Source organism: Afipia sp. Root123D2, from assembly GCF_001425835.1.
Classification (GTDB): Bacteria; Pseudomonadota; Alphaproteobacteria; order Rhizobiales; family Xanthobacteraceae; genus Afipia.
Genome location: NZ_LMDP01000003.1, coordinates 196,237 through 215,149, shown reverse-complemented (window position 1 = coordinate 215,149; position 18,913 = coordinate 196,237). Strand labels below are relative to the sequence as shown.

The 18,913-nt window shown below is 62.9% G+C and carries 15 protein-coding genes; 9 read left to right on the top strand and 6 right to left on the bottom strand.

Features of this window, described 5'->3' with window-relative positions:
• Nucleotides 1-283: 283 nt before the first annotated feature.
• From ASC80_RS16230 to ASC80_RS16205, 6 genes are read right to left on the bottom strand one after another with little or no spacing between them, the layout of a single operon-like run.
• Entirely contained in the window at nt 284-787 is a 504-nt protein-coding gene (locus ASC80_RS16230) for a GIY-YIG nuclease family protein (protein WP_006022655.1), read from the bottom strand.
• Between the two features lie 18 nt (nt 788-805).
• Nucleotides 806-1,063, bottom strand: a complete 258-nt coding sequence (locus ASC80_RS16225; RefSeq protein WP_006022654.1) for a phage exclusion protein Lit family protein — start codon at nt 1,061-1,063, stop codon at nt 806-808.
• Complete coding sequence (locus tag ASC80_RS16220; RefSeq protein ID WP_006022653.1) at nt 1,054-1,728, bottom strand: phage exclusion protein Lit family protein; 675 nt, start codon at nt 1,726-1,728, stop codon at nt 1,054-1,056. Before ASC80_RS16220 ends, ASC80_RS16225 begins: the two co-directional genes overlap by 10 nt.
• Nucleotides 1,729-1,783: 55 nt before the next feature.
• Nucleotides 1,784-3,178 carry a hypothetical protein gene (locus ASC80_RS16215; protein ID WP_006022652.1) on the bottom strand — a complete coding sequence of 465 codons (1,395 nt, stop codon included), beginning with the start codon at nt 3,176-3,178 and terminating at the stop codon, nt 1,784-1,786.
• A 51-nt stretch (nt 3,179-3,229) separates the two neighbouring features.
• A complete protein-coding gene (locus ASC80_RS16210; protein ID WP_024337236.1) occupies nt 3,230-4,153 on the bottom strand; it encodes a hypothetical protein in 924 nt (307 codons plus the stop codon).
• A 12-nt stretch (nt 4,154-4,165) separates the two neighbouring features.
• Nucleotides 4,166-4,720, bottom strand: coding sequence for a hypothetical protein (locus ASC80_RS16205; protein WP_006022650.1), 555 nt, complete (start codon nt 4,718-4,720; stop codon nt 4,166-4,168).
• Nucleotides 4,721-4,813: 93 nt separating this feature from the next.
• On the opposite strand from ASC80_RS16205, the gene ASC80_RS16200 reads away from it, so the two are divergent.
• The 9 genes from ASC80_RS16200 to ASC80_RS16160 all read left to right on the top strand — a co-directional run bounded on the left by ASC80_RS16200 (nt 4,814) and on the right by ASC80_RS16160 (nt 18,878).
• Nucleotides 4,814-5,449, top strand: coding sequence for a hypothetical protein (locus ASC80_RS16200; protein WP_006022649.1), 636 nt, complete (start codon nt 4,814-4,816; stop codon nt 5,447-5,449).
• Nucleotides 5,446-6,558 (top strand): toll/interleukin-1 receptor domain-containing protein, encoded by a 1,113-nt coding sequence (locus tag ASC80_RS16195; RefSeq protein WP_006022648.1) that lies wholly within the window; start codon nt 5,446-5,448, stop codon nt 6,556-6,558. The genes ASC80_RS16200 and ASC80_RS16195 overlap by 4 nt, the downstream gene beginning before the upstream one ends.
• A complete protein-coding gene (locus ASC80_RS16190; RefSeq protein ID WP_006022647.1) occupies nt 6,558-7,889 on the top strand; it encodes a hypothetical protein in 1,332 nt (443 codons plus the stop codon). The genes ASC80_RS16195 and ASC80_RS16190 overlap by 1 nt, the downstream gene beginning before the upstream one ends.
• A gap of 81 nt (nt 7,890-7,970) precedes the next feature.
• Nucleotides 7,971-8,564, top strand: coding sequence for a DUF6088 family protein (locus ASC80_RS16185; RefSeq protein WP_006022646.1), 594 nt, complete (start codon nt 7,971-7,973; stop codon nt 8,562-8,564).
• Nucleotides 8,557-9,573, top strand: a complete 1,017-nt coding sequence (locus ASC80_RS16180; protein ID WP_006022645.1) for a nucleotidyl transferase AbiEii/AbiGii toxin family protein — start codon at nt 8,557-8,559, stop codon at nt 9,571-9,573. Before ASC80_RS16185 ends, ASC80_RS16180 begins: the two co-directional genes overlap by 8 nt.
• 18 nt (nt 9,574-9,591) lie before the next feature.
• Nucleotides 9,592-10,896, top strand: coding sequence for an SIR2 family protein (locus tag ASC80_RS16175; RefSeq protein ID WP_006022644.1), 1,305 nt, complete (start codon nt 9,592-9,594; stop codon nt 10,894-10,896).
• Nucleotides 10,886-12,916 (top strand): ATP-binding protein, encoded by a 2,031-nt coding sequence (locus ASC80_RS16170; RefSeq protein ID WP_006022643.1) that lies wholly within the window; start codon nt 10,886-10,888, stop codon nt 12,914-12,916. The genes ASC80_RS16175 and ASC80_RS16170 overlap by 11 nt, the downstream gene beginning before the upstream one ends.
• A complete protein-coding gene (locus ASC80_RS16165; protein ID WP_006022642.1) occupies nt 12,913-15,567 on the top strand; it encodes a PD-(D/E)XK nuclease family protein in 2,655 nt (884 codons plus the stop codon). The genes ASC80_RS16170 and ASC80_RS16165 overlap by 4 nt, the downstream gene beginning before the upstream one ends.
• Nucleotides 15,564-18,878 carry a UvrD-helicase domain-containing protein gene (locus ASC80_RS16160; protein WP_006022641.1) on the top strand — a complete coding sequence of 1,105 codons (3,315 nt, stop codon included), beginning with the start codon at nt 15,564-15,566 and terminating at the stop codon, nt 18,876-18,878. Before ASC80_RS16165 ends, ASC80_RS16160 begins: the two co-directional genes overlap by 4 nt.
• The last annotated feature ends 35 nt before the right edge of the window (nt 18,879-18,913 follow it).

The window sequence follows — 18,913 nt, the reverse complement described above, 5'->3', positions numbered from 1 at the left end:
GGTAAGTTCATCGTATAGCTCGCCCGGTCCTGGCCAGCCCGAGCTTGTCAGGTCTTTCTGGACATCACCGATCTCCGCGACCGGCGCCGGGGCCCCTCTTTCAGCCCTCAACCCGTCACGGCGAAGCCGGTCCGCACTCTCACTCTGAAGGGGGCGTTGCGGGGGCTCCCCGCAAAAGGGGGCGGCTGAGACGAAGGCCGGCCGCAGGGGATGGCGTTCCCCTCAGAAGCGCAAAGCCGGGTTTCAGCTTCTCAGGATTGGCATCTTTCCGCCTTTCAGGACATCACTCGTCCGGCGGATACTCACGCGGATCGAGCTCGGAAAAGTCGGTCAGCGTGTCGCATCGGATGCAATAGTACATCTGCGAGGCTTCCTGAAAATGCATGCCGCATAGACATCCGCAGAACGGGCAGCATTCGTCGATTTCCAGATCGGCCCATTCCCACACGCCGAGGTATTCGGGAATGGCGTCGCGATCATAACCGACGATCTGGAAAGCATCGGCGTTCTTGGCGACAAATCCAGCGCGGCCGGCGCGCTTGAGAATGGCCAGGATGTCACCCGGCTCGATGTCGAACCATTCTCCACGCACATGGGTCGATCCAAAATGCTTGTGCAGCTCTCGTTCAAGCTGGAAGGCGTCGGTCGCTTCGATCCACCCGAGCAGTCGCAGCTCCAAAGGATTCCCCGTGTGGAGGTTGCGCTGGCGCGCCTCGATGTTCTTCGCCACGCCGATCTTGATCGGGGAGCATCCGTTTTCATCTTCGCCAATGAAATAGACCGGCACGTCGCGCTCCCCGCAGCGTCAACGGAGCCGGTCGAGCAGGGCCTCGACCATTTCCTGATTTGAGTACGCGATGATGTCGAGCGGCCGGCCCTCCTGCCTCATCAGCGTGATCAAAAGGCAGGCCGTGAAGGGCCAGAAGGACGAGCCGGGCGGCAGATTGTAGCCTCCGATCATCGCCGTCAGCCGCTCGGCGATCGGTGGATACTGCCGATTGCCCCAATGCGCGTGGGTCGGCGTCATCGCATGGATGATCACGGCGGCGAGCGCTATTCCCATCGCGCGCTTCTGCTGGACTTGAGCGTAGTTGTCCTATGCTCCTTCGCATAGGCGGCGAGGCCGCTGGTCATGAACTCGCGGGCCCAGTTATCGCAGCCGATTTCCTCCTCGGGCAGTGTCGACGGTGCGCTCTTGTCGGCGCAATACATGACGTGCCGGAATTCGTGCAGCAGCGCGAAGGCCAGGGCAAACGCGACGAGGTCGAACATCGTCTTGTGCTGGACATCTCCCAAGCTGTCGCGGTCAGCGGTCGGCTCGGGGATGTCCGCAGGCCAGGAAATCTGTGCGGTCTGTTCGGCCGCGATGAGCGATTGAGCGGTGCTGACGCGCTGCTTGTAATCGAATTCGTATTGCCCCCGTTCGGCATCGATCTTGAGGGCCTGATCAAGCGGCATTCCGGTCCATGTCGCCACCAGCAGGGCCGGCGAATACACCTCGATGGCACGCCATGCGCTGAAGCCGAGCAGCCAGAAAAAGTCGATCGTCTTGGTGTCGAACTGGATGCGCTTGTCATCGGCCTTCATCGTCACGCCCTTGGTGCTCGGCGCGACTTCCACACCATGACCATACTGGCTCCATAGGCCGCTGATCTCGTCGGCGCGCTCGGGTACAGCCCCGCGCAGGAGATGGAGGACGATGGTCCGGTCGGATGGTTCCGTTTCCATGTTCAACGATGCTCCTTTGATGGGCGAGGACGGCGACGCATGCATGGCGGGCAGATCATGGCCGCTCGCTTTCGCCTTGCGCGCCGGCCATGCGCAGATGAGTGATCGATGAAATGACCGAGTTCGCCCACATGGTGTTGCACTCGACGTCGCCGCCGCGCTCGAACCAATGGGTCGCGCCGGGTATGAGATCGAAGGGAATGGGGTGCGTCGCCTGTGGGTTGTGAAAGACCTCCAGTTCCTGACACCAGGCTTCGCCCCAAGGCCAGAGCGCTTGGTATTCGGCGCTGTCGACCGACAGATCGAAATCAATGGGCTCCAGCGCGCCCGGCGTTCGGTCGAAGAGAATGCCGCGGCGGGTCATCGTGAGGCCCGGCGGCCGCCATCCAGCGAGAAAGCCCATGCGGTTGAATTTGGCGAGCGTCGCCGCGTTGCTGAAGATGACGGCAGAGAGGTGAGCGAAGTCGGGATCGCGGAATAGCCCGGCCGGAATGCCGTGCCTGCCCGTAAGATTGTTGATCGGCGTGCCGATCGCACGTCGCCCGGCGCCTTCGCCTTCGACATCTGCCCGCAGGCCGTAGAGATAGGTCGGCAAAGCCTCGCGGCTCCAAACCATCGAGCCGGATTCATAGAAGTCAGCGATCGCCAGAGCGAAGGGTATCCCCTTTACATGATCCAGCTCATGATAGTTGCGCTGAAGCTTGCCGCGCAGCGTCTTGGCGAAGCGCTCAGCTGGCGCGCCGGTTAAGCGTTCATTTCGATCGACCGGAGCATGCACCCAGTCCCCGATCCCGCCGGAGCGGGGCGTCTCGGAATTCGCGGTCACGGCTTCGATCCAGCAGGCGGCGCCATCGTTCTCGATCAGGAAGTCCGGTGAGACATGCTTCTGCCGGACGATCAGGCCTTGCTCGCGGAAGCAGGCAAGAAGATAGAGTTCGAAGAGGCGGGACGCGAAATTGCTGGTCTGCAGATCGGGGACGAAATTGGCATCCGGATTGGGAAGCGCGAGGTAGCATTCGCCGACCGCCATCAGCGCCGGGAAATGGCTGATCGTGCTCGTCAGCAGGTCGAACTCCGGCGATGTGCCTCGCGATCCGGTCTTCAGCAGAAGCGGCCGTCGCCGTGCGCCCGGCGGCAATGGCTCGGGCGGCTCGCCAGCGCGCATGCTGATGGTGAGCTGATCCAGCGCGGCTTCGGGAGTGGGATAGGGGCCGCCTTCATCGACGCGGACCCAGCGATGATCGACACGCCTGCGCAAGGCCAGGGCGGTGAAGGTCCCGCGCTCCGGATCGAGGAGGATGCAGCCGCTCGCGCTGCCGTGTCCGGCTTGATAGCTCCCGAAGATCTGCGCGGGATCAAAATTGGGCCCACGTTCGAGCGACAGCGCATAGAGCTCAAACTGCCGCTGGCTGATCGGCGTGATCAGTCGCTGCTCATCGCCGACGGCCATGATCAACCTCACGGAACGGAAGGCGCCAGACGCGGGCACTCGGGCGCATCGTCATGATGCCTCCGCTGCGGCTTGCGCCAGAATGTCGTTGGCCTCCCACTCGTCGCCGCGCGGCGTGATGACGAACTCGCGATCCCAGACGCCCCAGCTTGTCGCCAGCGGAACCTGCGCCAAGGGGTTGTGGACATAGGTCAGCGGGCGGCTTCGACGCGAGAGGTTGCCGAGGCCAACGCGCGACCAGATCACACCTGAGATGTCAGCGAAACGCTCGTCGAGAAACGCCGTGCGCGGGATCGGATTGCGTTCGCGGTCGATGAAGGGGGCCGGGTGAAATCCTTCGTCAACGACGTTGCCGGTCTCGCGATCGATGGTGATGTAGGCATCTCCGATCGGAAATAACGTGGTCATGATCAGCGGCAACGGCTGGTCGGCGACATAGACGCCGAAGCGGCTCGCACTGATCGCGATGATCCTCGTGTCTTCCGGGCCGATCACACCCTGTTCGAGATAGCGCGCGATCCTCTGCGCCTTGGTCCAGAACGCCCCGGACGTGCGCAACTGCGCCTGACGGATCGGTGCGGCGAAGAGGCCGCCGCCCTCGTTGAGGGGGACCGGACGCACGATCTGGTCAGGACCCGGTGCGCCTTCATCTGGGGTAATGGCCTCGATCCAGATTCGGCGGCCATCTTCCAGGACGCAGAGGTCCGGCTGACCGCCTTCGCGCTGGCGCTCGACGACGGGAAGCAGGGTGCGGCCCGCCTCGAGCAGCGTGCAGCCCAGATACATCTCCCAAAATCGGCCATCGACATCGCGTGCGAAACCCTGCCGAAAGTCGGGGTCGGCATAAGGCTCGTAACGCCCCCACATCTCTTGCAGCATGGCGTGAAGCTGCTGCTCGATCGGAAGCTCGGCGGCTTTCAGGTTTTCAAACCCGCGATCGAGATTGGCGCCGTCGACATCGAATAGATCAGTCATCATCTGCTCGTCTCATGCCCGGCGCAGCATCCGCTCGATGCGAACACGGTGGAAGCCGTGCGAATGGACCTGCTGACGAAGCTGCTTGATGTCGTTGACGCCGAACGCCACCGCCGCTTTTAGCGGGCTGGCGAAGGTAGCGTAGAAGGTCCAGCGCGCGCCGTTCGGCAGCGTCGGATTTTGCCGGCGATCGGTGATAACGACGTCGCGCGGATCACTGCTGTTGCGGAAGGCGTGAAAGGTGAACCAGTCAGGCCGGCGATAGCGTGCCGCCTTGCTGAAGGGCACCGACTGAACTTTCACATCGGTCTGGTCGAGCACCCAATCTCGCTGCTCCAGGATCTGCCGCACCATATGGCCGACCATCTGCTTCACGCGGTCGGCCAAGACCTCCTCGCGGAATTCCGCCAGGAGCTGCTCCTCGATGCCTTCGACCGCGGGCTTGCCGAGTTCGGACGCGGTCTCCAGGCGGGCGACGTTTTCGGGCCGCGTGAGAAAGGCCCAGATGCGCTGGCCAAGTTCGGAGGCGTAGAGCGACGCAAATTTTTCGGGGCTATAGGTAAACATGACAGGCCTTCCTTTACCGGGCAAATATGGCCGGTTATAAGCTCCTGTCAATGGTGCGCGCTGCGCGTCCGCAGATATCGCGGGGAGGCTGGATTGGATTTCGAGGATCTCGTGACGGCGCTCGAGCCGCCGCCGAACCGCGCCGGAAAATCGGACGGCGCCCACGAACATCATCTGTATGAGGGCGCGGTGATGGTCGCCTACGCGATGCACTTGCTCCGCACGCAGGGCGCACGGGACGTCCGTGTCCATCCCGACGGCGAGCACGGAAAGCAGTTCGATTTCGCGGGCTGGCTGGGGCGGCGAGCGTTCACCAAGGTCTCCGGCGTCGGTAGCACCGCCTATGGCGGAGTCTATCGAAATCCGGCGGGCCAGACGATCACCGTCAACCCGAAGTCCGGGCTCGGTGATGTCGTCGCGAATATCGGCGACCACGTCATCTCGGCCGAATGCAAGGGCGGCATTATCAACGCGCGGCATCCAGGCCAGTTGTCGCGGCTCTACCGGGGTCTTTGCGAGACCGTAGGCCTGCTGATGGCCACGCCATCGCAGGGGCGTCAGGTGGCCGTGGTTCCGCTGACGGACGGCACCTTGCGCCTGGCCGAGCGGCTCGCGCCGCGGTGCGCCTTGGCCGGCATCGAGATCGCGCTCGTCGGCAGCCGCGGCGAGGTTTTGGAAGTGAAAGCTAGAGAGGCGGCCAAGCAGGCGGCGGAAAGGAACGACACGTGAAACGGGTGCTGACTGTCGGGCTGACTTACACCGGCGACAAGATCGATGGCGTGGAGATCGAAAATCTCGGGCTCTGCCAGCCCGATGTCGATCGAGAGCGGGCGGCCTATCCGCTCTACGAATACGACACGATCATCATCAATCCGGAGAGCTACACGCATTTTCTGTTCGGTAAGGCCGGAGAGTTTTCGAACGAACTTTACGAGCTGGGCAAGCTGAAGGGGCAGAATGACCGCTACGACCTCGACTCCGCCTTCGATGGCGAGGACCGACGCAAGGAGATGGAGGCCGCGATTGCGGGTGGCGCGACGGTCGTTTGGTGCCTGTCCGAGCCGAAGCGGGTGAACTTCTTCGGCTATCGCGAAACCCATCTTGGATATGTGGCGCCGAAAGTGGCGAGTTTCGTAAAGCGTTCGGAGCTTCTCATTAAGAAGGGGCGCAGGATGGGGCCGGTCGATCTCGACAGCCCCTTCGCGCGCTATTTCGAGGTTCTGTCGCGGACCGGCGGCTGGACGCTGTGCCTATCCGATCCCGGCGAAGGCTATGGGTCGATCGCCGCGACGCCGGAGGGCTACAGCCTCGGCGGTCAGCTGATGCTCGGCACCCCGACGGGCTGGCTGCTGACGCCGCCGACGTCGCAGGAAGCCCAGAACCAGCTCGTTCGCGACAGCCTCGCGTTGGAGAAGGCCGATCCGGCGCATGAGAAGTATCACGGCATCTTCCTGAGCCATACTGGCGTCGACAAACCCTTCGTGCGCCAGCTTCGCAAGGATCTGCTCGCTCATGGCGTAGAGCATGTGTGGCTGGACGAGGCCGAAATCGACATCGGGGACTCGCTGATCGCCAAGATCGAAGAGGGGATGAAGCTCAGCCGCTACATCGCCGTCGTCCTGTCGAAAAAGTCGATCGGCGCTCCTTGGGTGAAGAAGGAGCTCGACGTGGCGATGAACCGCGAGATCGCGAGCGGCGAGGTGGTCGTGCTGCCGCTGCTCTACGAGGAATGTGAGCTGCCAGAGTTCTTGAAAGGCAAGCTCTACGCCGATTTCTCCAAGCCCGAGGAGTACGAGGCGGTCCTCGGCAAGCTTTTGCGGCGGCTCCGGATCTCCTGATGAGCGAGACGGGTCCGAGAATGGCGATGCTGATGGCGATGACGGACCTGTGGCGCATACGACCGCCCGGGCCCGACAATATTCTTGCGCACCCGGCCTTCATGCGGCTGCGTGAGATCTGCCGCGACGACTACCCAAACGCCGGCAAGAAGGGGCCGAACTTCGCGCTCTCGACGGCATTGCGGGCGTTGGGCCTTCCATGTCACCTGCAGAAGGACACGGCCCATCTTGCCATGCCTGTGGAGGAAGCGGCGAAGGGATTGGACGCGGCGCTGCGCGCTACCCGGGCCAGGCGCATTCACCTTGCGCCGCTCGATCTTGCCGCCGACCTGCCGCCGCACGCATTCGGTCCGGCCAGGGTGTGCCGGTTGAGCGCCGACGAGCTGCGCGGCGTGATCGATGCGCGCCGGCTGAGGCGGCTTTATCCGCGTCAGGACTTCGATGCCGAGCGCTTCGCCGAATTCCACTGGCTGATCGTTGAGGAGGTCGTGGTGCTCGAGCAGGAGCCGGAGGAACGCGCGGTCCCGGTCCTGTTCATGGACCTGAGCCTAGATCTGGGGCGGGTCGAACCGCATCAAGGGCGGTTCCCGACTGCCTTGGAAGAAGCGCTGTTCTTCCTCCTGCTGGCCCCCTGGGAGAGCTGGTCGACCATGCAGGAAGTCGATTGGCGGGGCTTCCGTGTGCCATGGGTCTACACGATCGACAGCGACATCTTCGTTCGTCCCAGTTCGCCGCCGTCCCCCGACACGTTGAGCTGGGAGGACCGGGTCTACGACGATGGCTATGGCGGGACATACGAGGAAGAGCGCCCGGTCGAGCTGCACCTAGAAGAGGATGCAAAGACCGAGCTGACGGTGTGGGACCAGAGCCGATGGACGACCGTCGAGCAGGCGAAGCAATCGGTTTTGTTTGAGACGCCGATCCCTCACTTCCTCGTCCGCGCGTTCCTGGCCGAGGGCGTGGATGAATTCCTTGCGCACATCACGACGATCGAGGCGGCGCTCGGCTTGCGCGCGGACTATCAGAAGAATTTTCGCATCGCGCCTGACCGCCACAAAGGGATGCGCGCCACGAATAGAATTCGGGGACGGGTGGCCGGCCTGCTGGGCGATCGACGCTTCGCCGATCAGTATGAGCAGCTCTTCAACGTGCGAAGCGCATTCCTGCACGGCCGAGCCATGACCGCCATCTCGACGAAAGAGCGGGTGATGGCGCGGTCGTTGGCCCGCCAGATCGTCGAGGCGTTGATCCTTGCGACGCTCGCGGGGCCGATCAGCTCGCGGGAGGATTTCCTGGATGGTCTACTCGACAGGGGTTCGCCCTTGATCTAGCCGAAATAGACGGCTCCCCAGCAAGTCCGCTGGCTTGAAAACTGTCAGAAAACCGCGTATATTTCTGACAGGAGAACGGCCATGCAACGGTTAACCGAACAGATTCTCGCGCATGCCGAAGGGTTGCCGGAAGGTACGCCCGTGGCGGCTAAGAGCTTGCTTCACCTCGGTAATCGCGCCGCGGTGGATCAGGCTTTGTCGCGTCTGACTGAGCGGGGCCAACTGATCCGGGCCGGTCGCGGCGTCTATCTCCGTCCCATCACGAGCCGGTTCGGAACGAGGGCCCCCTCCGTCCAGCAAGCGGTCGAGGCGCTCGCCAACCAGCGCGGCGAAGTCATCGTCCCGAGCGGGGCGGCGGCGGCCAACACTCTCGGCCTGACGACCCAGGTGCCGGTTCGGTCGGTCTATCTAACCTCCGGCCGCAGCCGAACGATGAATCTCGGCAAACAGGTTGTCGAACTTCGTCATGCTCCGCGCTGGCAACTCGCCCTGGCTCATAAGCCGGCTGGCGAGGCGGTGCGGGCGTTGGCCTGGCTTGGGCCGGAGAAAGCGGAAGCCGCCTTGAAAACGTTGAAGCGGAAGCTCTCGCCGTCCACTTTCAGCGAACTGGTCGCGGCAGCGCCGCAGCTTCCGACCTGGCTCGCGCGCAGCGTAGGAAAGGCGGCGCATGGCTGACGCCTTTCTCCACCTTCCGGTCGCTGACCGCCGCGAGGCGCTAAGCGTCGCGGCCGATCAGTCGGGACGACCGGCGCACCTTCTCGAGAAGGATGTGTGGGTGGTTTGGGCGCTCGCCACGCTCTACGGGTCGGCGCTCGGCGAGCATCTGGTGTTCAAGGGCGGCACGTCACTGTCGAAGGCCTATGGGGTCATCCGGCGGTTTTCCGAGGACGTCGACCTGACCTACGACATCCGGGCGATCGCGCCCGACCTGGTGGACGGCAACGGCGAGGCGTTGCCGAAAACACGTAGCGAGGAGAAGCGCTGGTCGAGCGAGGTGCGCAAGCGCTTGCCGGATTGGGTGGCGGGCACCGCGCAGCCGGTCGTCGCGGACGCGTTGGCTGCCGCGACGTTGGCGGCTGCCGTCCGCGTGGAAGGCGAGAAGCTGTTTGTCGACTACGAGGCGACCACCGCTGGCTCGGGCTACGTCGCACCGAGTGTGATGCTGGAGTTCGGGGCGCGATCAACGGGCGAGCCGGCGAGCCTCCGCGACATCAAATGCGATGCATCCGGCCTGGTTGAAGGCGTAACGTTCCCAACAGCGCGGCCGCGCGTGATGCACGCCGAGCGGACCTTCTGGGAGAAGGCGACGGCTGTCCACGTCTTCTGCCTCCAGCAGCGGCTGCGCGGTGATCGCTTCGCACGCCACTGGCATGACATAGCGCGTCTGGATGACGCCGGCCTGGCGGATGCGGCTTTCGCCGATAGGGAGCTGGCGAACGCGGTCGCGCGCCACAAGGGCATGTTCTTCGTTGAGAGGGCGGCCGATCGAAGTCCGATCGATTATGCGGCTGCCGTGAATGGCGGTTTGCAGCTCGTGCCTGGCGGTGATGCCGCGAAGGCGCTGGAAGAAGATTATGGTCGCATGGTCGAGGACGGTCTGCTGTTGGAAGATGCTGAAACCTTCGAGGTCCTCATGGCGCGGAGTGCAGATGTCGCGCGCCGGGCAAACGAGGCGGCGAAATAGAGATTTGGGGGGAATGCGGTGGCGGATGCAGACAAGACGGAGCCATCGAAGCTCACATTCAAGTTTATTCGCGGCGTCGAGGGTGAGAAGGCTGATTATGATTGGCCTGATGGGGCGGATATTGTCAGAAAGGCGTTGGCTGAGTCACTGAATGCCAAAAATGTGGCGTTCCTCCTGGGAGCTGGCTGTTCTTCGTCGTGGGCTAATGACAAGGAGGTCGGCATCCCAACGATGGCGCCCCTCGCGAAGGAATTCACGGCGGCACCGAAGGAAGGGGATCAATCGTTCCCGACAGCCGACGAACGTGATGCTCTGTTGAAGCAGTTTGGAATCGACCTCGGTGCCGCGGAGTATGCGCGCAACCTAGAGCGGCTGATGGAGCTTCTTTTCAGCCTGCGCTTCGTCTTAGTGCGCAGTTCGCTGAGTGATGCCGCCACAAGACTCAAGACTGTCGAATCGATCATCAAGAAGGTTCAAACATTTCTTTGGGCCAAATGCACGAACGGCGCCTTCGCGAATGGCGACCATACCGTCGTTGGCCTTTATGAATCCTTCTATCGCAAGCTTGTGCTGCGCGACCGATCTCTTCCGCGTCCTTGGGTGTTCACCACGAACTACGATCTCTTCAACGAGACCGCAATGGATAGGCTCGGCCTGCCATACACGAACGGCTTCTCCGGCGTTGTCGAACGGCGGTTCAATCCAGCGACGTTTCGGTACGCCCTCGCTGAACAGCTCGATGTCACCAGCCGCAAGTGGTCTGCGGTCGATGGCTTTGTCTATCTGTGTAAGATTCATGGGTCCATTAGTTGGACAGAGGACGATCACGGACTTTTCCCGATCCGAGAAACGGCCGTCTCCAAAGAACCGGGCAAGGTGATGATCTATCCGACGCCTGCCAAGCAGAATTCGAGCCTTGGGTCTCCCTATGCCGATCTGTTTCGGGAATTCCAGTCACGCATTGTTCGCGAACAGAGCGTGCTATTTACGATGGGGTATGCCTTCGGCGACGAGCACATCAACAATATCATCTATCAGGCCCTGACGATTCCCACGTTCCGGCTCGTGATCTTTGTAGATCCAGATTTGGACGGGGAGATTGCGAAGCTTCGCGCGCTAAATGATCCACGAATTTGGATCATTGGGGGTGCCGGACGCAGCGCCGGACGCAAAGCCCATTACTTCGACACCATTATCGAAGAGTTCATGCCGCAACGCCCGAGCGAGCGCATTGATGACGCCGTTCGGAAGGTGATCGAGGCGATGGCCCCGAAGAAGGAGGCCGCGGCTCCCCAGAAGGGGGAGGATGACGATGAGTCGTGACGATCGGAAGCGCGCAATCGGCAAGGTGGTCTCGGTCGCGGCCGACCGTTTCGTGATCGAGATGCATGCGGGCACCGACAACTTCACCGTCGTCGGATTCGACGACGTTCACTATGTCGCCAGGCTCGGATCGTTCCTGATGGTCGCGGTGCAAACCGAGTACGTGGTTGTCGAGGTCGTCGGCCTGCGTGAGCGCGACGTTGGTCATGTTAGTCGCAGTGAAGGGGAGCTGGATAAGGCTTCTTCGGCGAAGTACCTCGATGTCGTTCCCGTCGGGATGCTGCCTCAAGATCGGCGCGAAAGGTTTCGCTTCGGCGTCTCCGTGTTCCCGTCACTCTACGGCGACGCACTGTATGCGCTGGACGCTGAACTGGATCGAGTCTTCGAAACCGATCATCCTTCGGAGCCTACACCCCCGATCGACAATGTTCCACCCACGCCACCTGATGCCACCCGCTATCGCGCATTGACGATCGGCCGGTCCGTCATATTCGAGGGTTACGACGTTAAGGTCAGGATCGATGATTTCTTCGGCGGACACACTGCCGTCCTGGGAAACACAGGGAGCGGGAAGTCCTGCACGGTCGCATCGGTCCTCCAATCCTTGTTCGAAAAGGCGGAAGAACACCATGCTCGCGGTGCCACGTTCGTCGTATTCGACGTCAATGGAGAATATGCGAAGGCGCTGTCGCCGCTCGCAAAGCGCAAGCAGATCGGCGTGGACCATGTCATTCTGGACGGCACCGCACGCACGGAGCGTTTTCGTCTGCCCCATTGGTTTCTGGAGCAGTCAGAGTGGGAGCTGCTTCTGCAGGCCAGCGAGCGCACCCAACTACCGATACTGCGCATGGCGCTCGGGCTGGCAACATTGTTCTCAGCGGGCAGCGCGGCGGAGCTGAAGGGGATCAAGAACCACATTCTGGCAACCTGCCTGAGCCAAATTCTTCGTGACGACACAGGCAGTCCGTCAAAACACGATCGCATGGTCGGTCTGCTGCAAAGATTCAACACGCCGGAGATCAACAATCAAAAGATCGCGCCATTCATCAAAATCGGCTTCGGCCAGATGGCCAACCCTGCCGGTTTAACAACCTATTTGTTGGGAAACGCCAATGGCGGCGGATTTATCATCGAAGGTTTGAAATTCCCGGCATATGCCAACCTTCCCTTTGAGTTTTCCGCGTTGGGAGAGGCGCTCGATCTGGCGATCCTATACGAGGAGGCTCACGGTAACCGTCAGATCCGAGATTACTGCTCGCAGATGCTGACGCGTTTTAAGTCGCTCGAGGAGCGACCTGAATATGCGTTCCTGCGCTACGACCTTCAAGGAAGCCAAGCTGGGCCGTCGCTCGAAAACTTCCTTGAGCAGCTCCTCGGTTTGGCACGCGACGGAGCGGGTTGGGTCAAACGCAACCAGATCGTCATCATCGACATGAATGCGGTGGAGGATGAGGTTGTCGAGCTCGTAGCGTCAGTGCTCGCTAGAATGGCCTTTCGGCTGCTCCGACAAGCAGATCCACGCAATCGGTTTCCGATCCATCTGCTTCTTGAGGAAGCGCATCGATACATCGCGGAGAAGCCATCCCGCTATGCCATAGACGCCAGCAGAGTTTACGAGCGGATTGCCAAGGAAGGGCGAAAGTACGGGCTGTTCATTCTCGCCGCTTCGCAGAGGCCCAGTGAACTCTCGAAGACCATTCTTTCGCAGTGCTCGAATTTCGTCATCCATCGAATCCAGAATCCCGACGACCTTGCTCATATACGGCAGATGACCCCGTTCATCTCCGAGGCGGTCCTGAAGCGGCTCCCGTCGCTTCCGAAGCAGCATGCGCTGGTCTTCGGCACCTCCGTGAACCTTCCCACGACCTTTCGCGTGCGCGACGCAAATCCTTTGCCTGCAAGCGATGACGCGAGAATTAGAGATTTGTGGTTCCATGAGGAGGGGCGAGCGGCTCAGGTTCGCATTACGCCGGCAACTTTCGAACATGGCGATGATAGCGTCGCGGCTGAGGGGAAATGAGTCGACGATCGATAGTTGTCGAAGGGCCGCTTGCATTCCGTACAGCGCGGATCGCTGCCGCACAGCGAGCGGATTCTGGGCTGCAGATTTTCACACTTCCACTGCTTGCTGCACGTCTCGCCGGAGGCTTTAACCGACCGGCGCGATCCCAGGACCTCGACCCAGCCATTCGCGCTGCACTCGCCGCCGGCGGCTTGACGGAGCTCGAAGGTATCCGTCAGCTTCCGGGCACGACACGGTCAATCGCCCGCACGCTCGCAAAGGTTTGGCAAGCCGACCTCGATCTTGAGGGGCTCGCTAGCCACAATGCTCGGCTTGCCGAGCTTGCGGAGGTCGAGCGCCGCGTTCGCGCCAACCTCCCAGCAGGGGTTCTGACACCGCGCGACTTGCGCGATGCCGCAATTGCGCACGCGGCCCATGCGGCTGCAGCGCTCGGGTCAATCGATATCGATCAGCTCAGTGAGATTGCATCGGTCTGGCGTCCGCTTCTTGCGACGCTCGCGAAGACGGTCCCACTCGCTTGGCGCAATCCTGGAACCTCCGATGCGAACTGGTTTCCGGGCCAGTTAATTACCAGCGACCGCGAGATGGCTGCGGACATATCCTTAGTTTCCTGCGCGAACCCGCGCGCCGAAGCAGTCGAAGCGCTACGTTGGATGCGTGAACTCATTGCCTCTGGCCGCGCGCGACCCGATGAGATCGCGATCTGTGCCACGGCCACCGAGGACTGGGACGAGCACTTCCTGGTTCTCGTCGCGGACGCGGATCTCCCACTCCATTTCTCGCACGGCGTGCCGGTCCTCGCATCGCGCGAGGGACAAGCGTGCGCCGCACTTGCCGACGTCCTGCTCAACGGGCTTGGCCAGGATCGCCTCCGGCGACTGTTCGGCCATGCCGCGGGTCGAAGCCGTGCCTTGGCCGACTTGCCTGCGGACTGGTCGCTCGGCCTCCAGCCTGGTGCGGCGCTGTTCGAGATTGATCAGTGGCAGCGCGCGCTTGACGAGGCGACCGGCCGCCGCGCCGACGCAGGCGATCCAAGACCGGTCGTGATGCCCATTCTGCGGCTGCTTGCGAGTGGCCCCGAGGCGGCTGCGCAGGCCGGCGCGATGCTATTGGGCACAGCGGCCCGTGCGCTCTGGACCGAGGCGCTTCGACGCGCGCCGGCCGAAGGGCTCGAATTCTCACTAGAGGACTTGCGGCTGCCCGATGGACGCGATCCAGGCGCGAGCGCTGTCTGGTGCCCGGCGAGCCACCTTGCAGGTGCGCCGCGTCCCTGGGTGCGCCTGCTCGGCATGACATCGCGCTCTTGGCCGCGCCGCACGGCCGAGGACCCACTGATACCGGCCCACATCCTGCCGCGCTCTGTGCTTGACCCTGATCCCGTCGCCGAGCAAGATCGACGCGCCTTTGCCGTCATCACCAGTCAGGCGGCGCGCGGCTGCGTTCTCTCGCGAAGCCGGCGTAACGCTCAAGGTGGGCAGTTGTCCGCCAGCCCGCTGATCCCGCAGAGCGCATCTTTGCAGATCCTGAAGCGGGCGCGCATTCCGCAGCATGCATTCAGCGAGGCCGATCGTCTTCTTGCACGGCCGGACGAAGCGGCGACATCGCCGGCGCTCACCGCAGCCAATCTCTGCTGGCGCAACTGGCGGCGCCCGATCGTCACCGCCCACGATGGCCAGGTTCGCGCAGACCATCCCCAAATCGTCCGCGCAATCGGTGATGTCCAGTCCGCCACCTCCTTGCGGCTGATGTTGCGCGATCCGCTCGCCTTCGTCTGGCGCTACGCGCTGGGCTGGCGCGCGGTCCCAGAAGACGATCAGCCCCTCACGCTGGACGCACGCTCTTATGGTGAGCTGGTCCATGAGTTGCTGAAGCGCACGGTTGATGCGCTCGAACCTGTGCCGGGCTATGCGCGTGCGTCCCGGGAGGAAATCGAAGCTGCGCTCGCGACCTCGACGGAGACGGTCCGCACGCATTGGCCACTCAAGCGATCGGCGCCGCCCGCGTTGCTCTGGAAACACACGCTCGCTGCCGCAGCTCAGCTCGCCCTCAAGGCACTGACGCTTGACGAGACGTTCCAACCCGGTACGCGAAGCTGGACGGAGCTTGCTTTCAGTCAAGCTGGCGATGGTGCGATGGCACACGATCTACCCTGGCGCCCCGATTCCCTTGTTACGATTCCCGGTACCCAGGTGCGCATCCGAGGCAATATCGATCGGCTCGATCTCACCGGCGACCGTCGCGGCGTGCGCGTGTCGGACTATAAGACCGGCGTAGAACCGCGCCGAGCGGAGGAGATCGTGCTTGGCCGCGGTGCGGAGCTTCAGCGCGTCATCTATTCGGTCGCGGCCAGTCAGTTGCTCCCCGACAATCCGCGCGTGATCGCGCGCCTCGTCTTTCTCGGCAACAAAGAGCCGAGGCCCTATCGCCTACCGGACGTCGACCAGGCGATCGCCGAACTCGGCGGGCATGTCACGGCGGCCATCACCCTCCTGCGCGGTGGCCATGCCCTGCCTGGCCCCGACGCTCAGGAAGAGCACAATGACTTCCGCATAGCCCTGCCGTCGTCGCCAGCAGCCTATCTTCAGCTCAAGAACGGCGCGTTCATGCGCGCTTTCGGAGGGTTTGCACGAGTGTGGGGCTGCCGATGACACTCGCCGACGATCCCGCACGGCTTCGCATCCTGACTGATCTCGACGCCACGTTGCTCGTCGAGGCCGCCGCCGGCACCGGCAAAACGGCGCTAATGGCCGGACGCCTGACCATGCTGCTCGCGCGTGGCACCGAGCCCGGCGCGATCGCCGCGATCACTTTCACAGAGCTTGCCGCGAGCGGGCTGGCGACGCGCGTGCAACGCTATGTCGAGGAGCTGCTTGCGGGACGTGTGCCTCAACCTTTGCGGCTTGCTCTGCCCAACGGACTAAACGTGGACCAACGACGCGCACTTTCCGGTGCAGCGGCGAAGCTCGACGAACTGACAACCGCCACCATTCACGCATTTTGCCAGACGATCATCTCCAGCTATGCGGTTGAGGCCGACATTGATCCGGGCGCGCGCATTCTTGACGCCGTTCAGGCGGCGGCGGCCTTCGATTCCGTCTTCGAGCAGTGGCTGAAACGGCGATTGAATGCGCCCGAGCGGCCAGGCGATGCCATCGCGACACTCTCGCGCGATGATCCGCGTCGCATCGTCGATACTCTTCAGGAACTCGCACGCTTCCGTCTCAGATATCGCGGCGCACGCGCTCTGCCCGCCGAGCTCGGCGGTCGGCCCGACATCGACCTGGTCGACGCCGTCGCGGACTTCCGACGCTGGATTTCGTCGCAGCCGGTCGAGCCCAAGACCCTAGAATTGGTCGGAGAGCTTGAGACGCTCGCCAACTTCTACGCCGGTAGTTTCGACCCTCCACCGGATTTTGCCACGCTCTGGCGTCTCGCCCATCCGCCACAGCTCGCGTGCATGCGCCGACACAGTTTCGATCTTCTCACGCCGAGACGGAAATCAGCTTGGGAGCGTGTCGCGGGCAAAGAGCGAGGCGCGCTCCTCAATGAAGAGGCGACCGCATGCTTTGAGCGGGTCAATCGCTGCTACCGGACCGTTCTTGGTCGGTTCGCGACCGCGCTTGTCGCCCAGCTTGCGGCCGAGCTCGACGAAGTACTCGATGACTACGCCGCCTTCAAACGGGCCGCTGCAGTCTTGGACTTCGACGACTTGCTCGAGAAGGCGCGTGCGCTGGTGCGCCAGCATGACGACGTGCGCCGCGCGCTTGGAGAACGCTATCGCCACATCTTCGTCGACGAATTTCAGGACACCGACCCTGTTCAGACAGAGATCCTCTTCGGGATCGCGGGGAAGGATCGCGCCGGACGCTGGCAGGACAGCGTGCTGCGTGCCGGGGCTTTATTCATGGTCGGTGACCCGAAGCAGGCAATCTATCGCTTCCGAGGCGCCGATATCGGCTCATACTCGCAGGCGCGCGCCGCTGTTGAGCGGCAATTGCCGGAAAATATCGTTCAGGTCACCGCCAATTTTCGTTCGCGTCCCGACATCCTTAGGCACATCAACCGCTGCTTCGCGCGCCCGTTGTCGGGAGAAGGCCAGCCCGGTTACGTGCCGCTCACGTCGACGCTCGGCGACCCCGATCATGATCTGCCCTGCGCGGCGCGAATCACAGTGGATGTGCCGCCTGATTCTCGGCCCGCTCAAATCCGCGACGCGGAGGCCGAAGCCGTTGCCGATCTCTGCACCCGCCTTATCGGCAATCTCCCTATCCGCGACGAGGACGGCGCAATCGTACCGCTCACTGCCGGCGGCATCGCCCTGCTTGCGCCAACTGGCGCCGAGCTTTGGCGTTATGAGCGCGCGCTCGAGCAGCGCGGGCTGCCGATCGCCTCGCAGGCCGGCAAGAGTTTGTTCCGCCGGCAAGAAGTGCAGGACCTGCTCGCGCTAGCTCGCGTACTCGCCGACGCTGGCGACACATTGGCCTTCGGCGCGCTGCTGCGTGGCCCACTGGTCGGGCTTACTGAGGAGGAGCTACTCGACATCACCGTGGGTCTTCCGCCGCATCTCGATCGCGCCGAAGCGCCCCAGCGCTTCTCGGTGCTGACCGATGTCGATCATGTCGCCCATCCTCTGGCACGTCGCACGCTCGCGATCCTACAAGACCTCAGAAAACGCGTGCGGGCGACCACGCCTGCGCTGCTCTTGGCCGAAGCGATCGAACGCCTCGCGGTCCGTGCAACCCTCGCCGCGCGCGAGGGTGATCGTAGTGCGCGCGCGGCCGCCAATCTCGAAGCGTTCCTGGAACGTGCGCGGCCTTACGGTGTGCGAGGCCTCAGGAAGTTCGTTCGGGATCTCGCCCGGGAATGGCGCGACGGCGTGCCCCACAATGAGGGACGAGTTGATGCGGAAGGCGATGCGATCGAAATCATCACGATCCACAGCGCTAAGGGTCTCGAATGGCCGGTGGTAATTCCGATCAACACCGGCACCTTGCTGCGCTCGCGCGAGGCATTCGTCTACCGCGCCGACGACGAAACACTGCATTGGCTGATTGGCGACGTGGTTCCGCCGGAACTGCTTCGCGCACTCGAGTCTGAAGACGATAGCTTGGCCCGCGAGCGGGAGCGCCTCTGGTATGTCGCCTGCACGCGCGCCCGCGAACTTCTGATCGTTCCGGAATTGCCTCAGGCTGAGCAGCGGTCCTGGGCACGGATCGTTGATCTTGCGCATCGGGACTTGCCGCAGCTTGTCCTGTCGCACTTGACGCCGGTCGCCCGCGTGACCGACGTCGCGCCTCCGAATACGCAGACGCCGGAGCTGTTCGGGGCAGAGCGTGCCGCGATCGCCGCCGCGGCGATGCCGCTCCAGTGGCTGCGGCCAAGCGATCACGATCCTGATCGAGCGCCAAGAGGTGAGGCGATCGCGATGGAGCCTGGCGAAGCCCCAGAAACCGAATTGCCGGTCGGCGCCGGCCGCGTGCGGGGCCTTATTCTCCACAAGCTGATGGAGGAGATGCTTACCGGCGAACTGGCCGAGGAGATGCCGGTCGTCGCTGCACGTGCGCGAGTGCTGATGACGCAGCTTATAATTGATGCTGACAACGGAGCGAAGCTTCCGGACCCAGAGGAAATAGCGGTGACCGTCGCGCGCACCCTTGCACTGCCCGAAATCGCCGCACTCAGGCCAAGCCTCGCTCCGGAGTGGCCAATTTATGCGATGCTCTCGGCTTCACCCGCGGCGACTGCGCTGGCTGGGCGGATAGATGCCATCGCTGTTCAAGATGGTCAGCCTGCCGTTGTCCTGGATTGGAAGAGCGATGTCGCGCCCAGCGAGCAGGATAGGCGCGATCATGCCGCTCAGCTGAGCGACTATCTTCGTGCCACAGGAGCACCTCGGGGCGCCGTGGTTTACATGACGGATGGCGTCATTCGGTGGGTCACGACTAGAACGCCACGGTAAAATTCGTGAGGCGGTCTTTTGGACGCTCCCGATCG

Excerpts from the sequence above, each read along its gene's own strand:
- ASC80_RS16225 (WP_006022654.1), bottom strand. The coding sequence starts at position 1,063 with ATGGGAATAGCGCTCGCCGCCGTGATCATCCATGCGATGACGCCGACC.
- ASC80_RS16220 (WP_006022653.1), bottom strand. The coding sequence starts at position 1,728 with ATGGAAACGGAACCATCCGACCGGACCATCGTCCTCCATCTCCTGCGC.
- ASC80_RS16215 (WP_006022652.1), bottom strand. The coding sequence starts at position 3,178 with ATGGCCGTCGGCGATGAGCAGCGACTGATCACGCCGATCAGCCAGCGG.
- ASC80_RS16210 (WP_024337236.1), bottom strand. The coding sequence starts at position 4,153 with ATGACTGATCTATTCGATGTCGACGGCGCCAATCTCGATCGCGGGTTT.
- ASC80_RS16205 (WP_006022650.1), bottom strand. The coding sequence starts at position 4,720 with ATGTTTACCTATAGCCCCGAAAAATTTGCGTCGCTCTACGCCTCCGAA.
- ASC80_RS16190 (WP_006022647.1), top strand. The coding sequence starts at position 6,558 with ATGAGCGAGACGGGTCCGAGAATGGCGATGCTGATGGCGATGACGGAC.
- ASC80_RS16185 (WP_006022646.1), top strand. The coding sequence starts at position 7,971 with ATGCAACGGTTAACCGAACAGATTCTCGCGCATGCCGAAGGGTTGCCG.
- ASC80_RS16180 (WP_006022645.1), top strand. The coding sequence starts at position 8,557 with ATGGCTGACGCCTTTCTCCACCTTCCGGTCGCTGACCGCCGCGAGGCG.
- ASC80_RS16170 (WP_006022643.1), top strand. The coding sequence starts at position 10,886 with ATGAGTCGTGACGATCGGAAGCGCGCAATCGGCAAGGTGGTCTCGGTC.
- ASC80_RS16165 (WP_006022642.1), top strand. The coding sequence starts at position 12,913 with ATGAGTCGACGATCGATAGTTGTCGAAGGGCCGCTTGCATTCCGTACA.
- ASC80_RS16160 (WP_006022641.1), top strand. The coding sequence starts at position 15,564 with ATGACACTCGCCGACGATCCCGCACGGCTTCGCATCCTGACTGATCTC.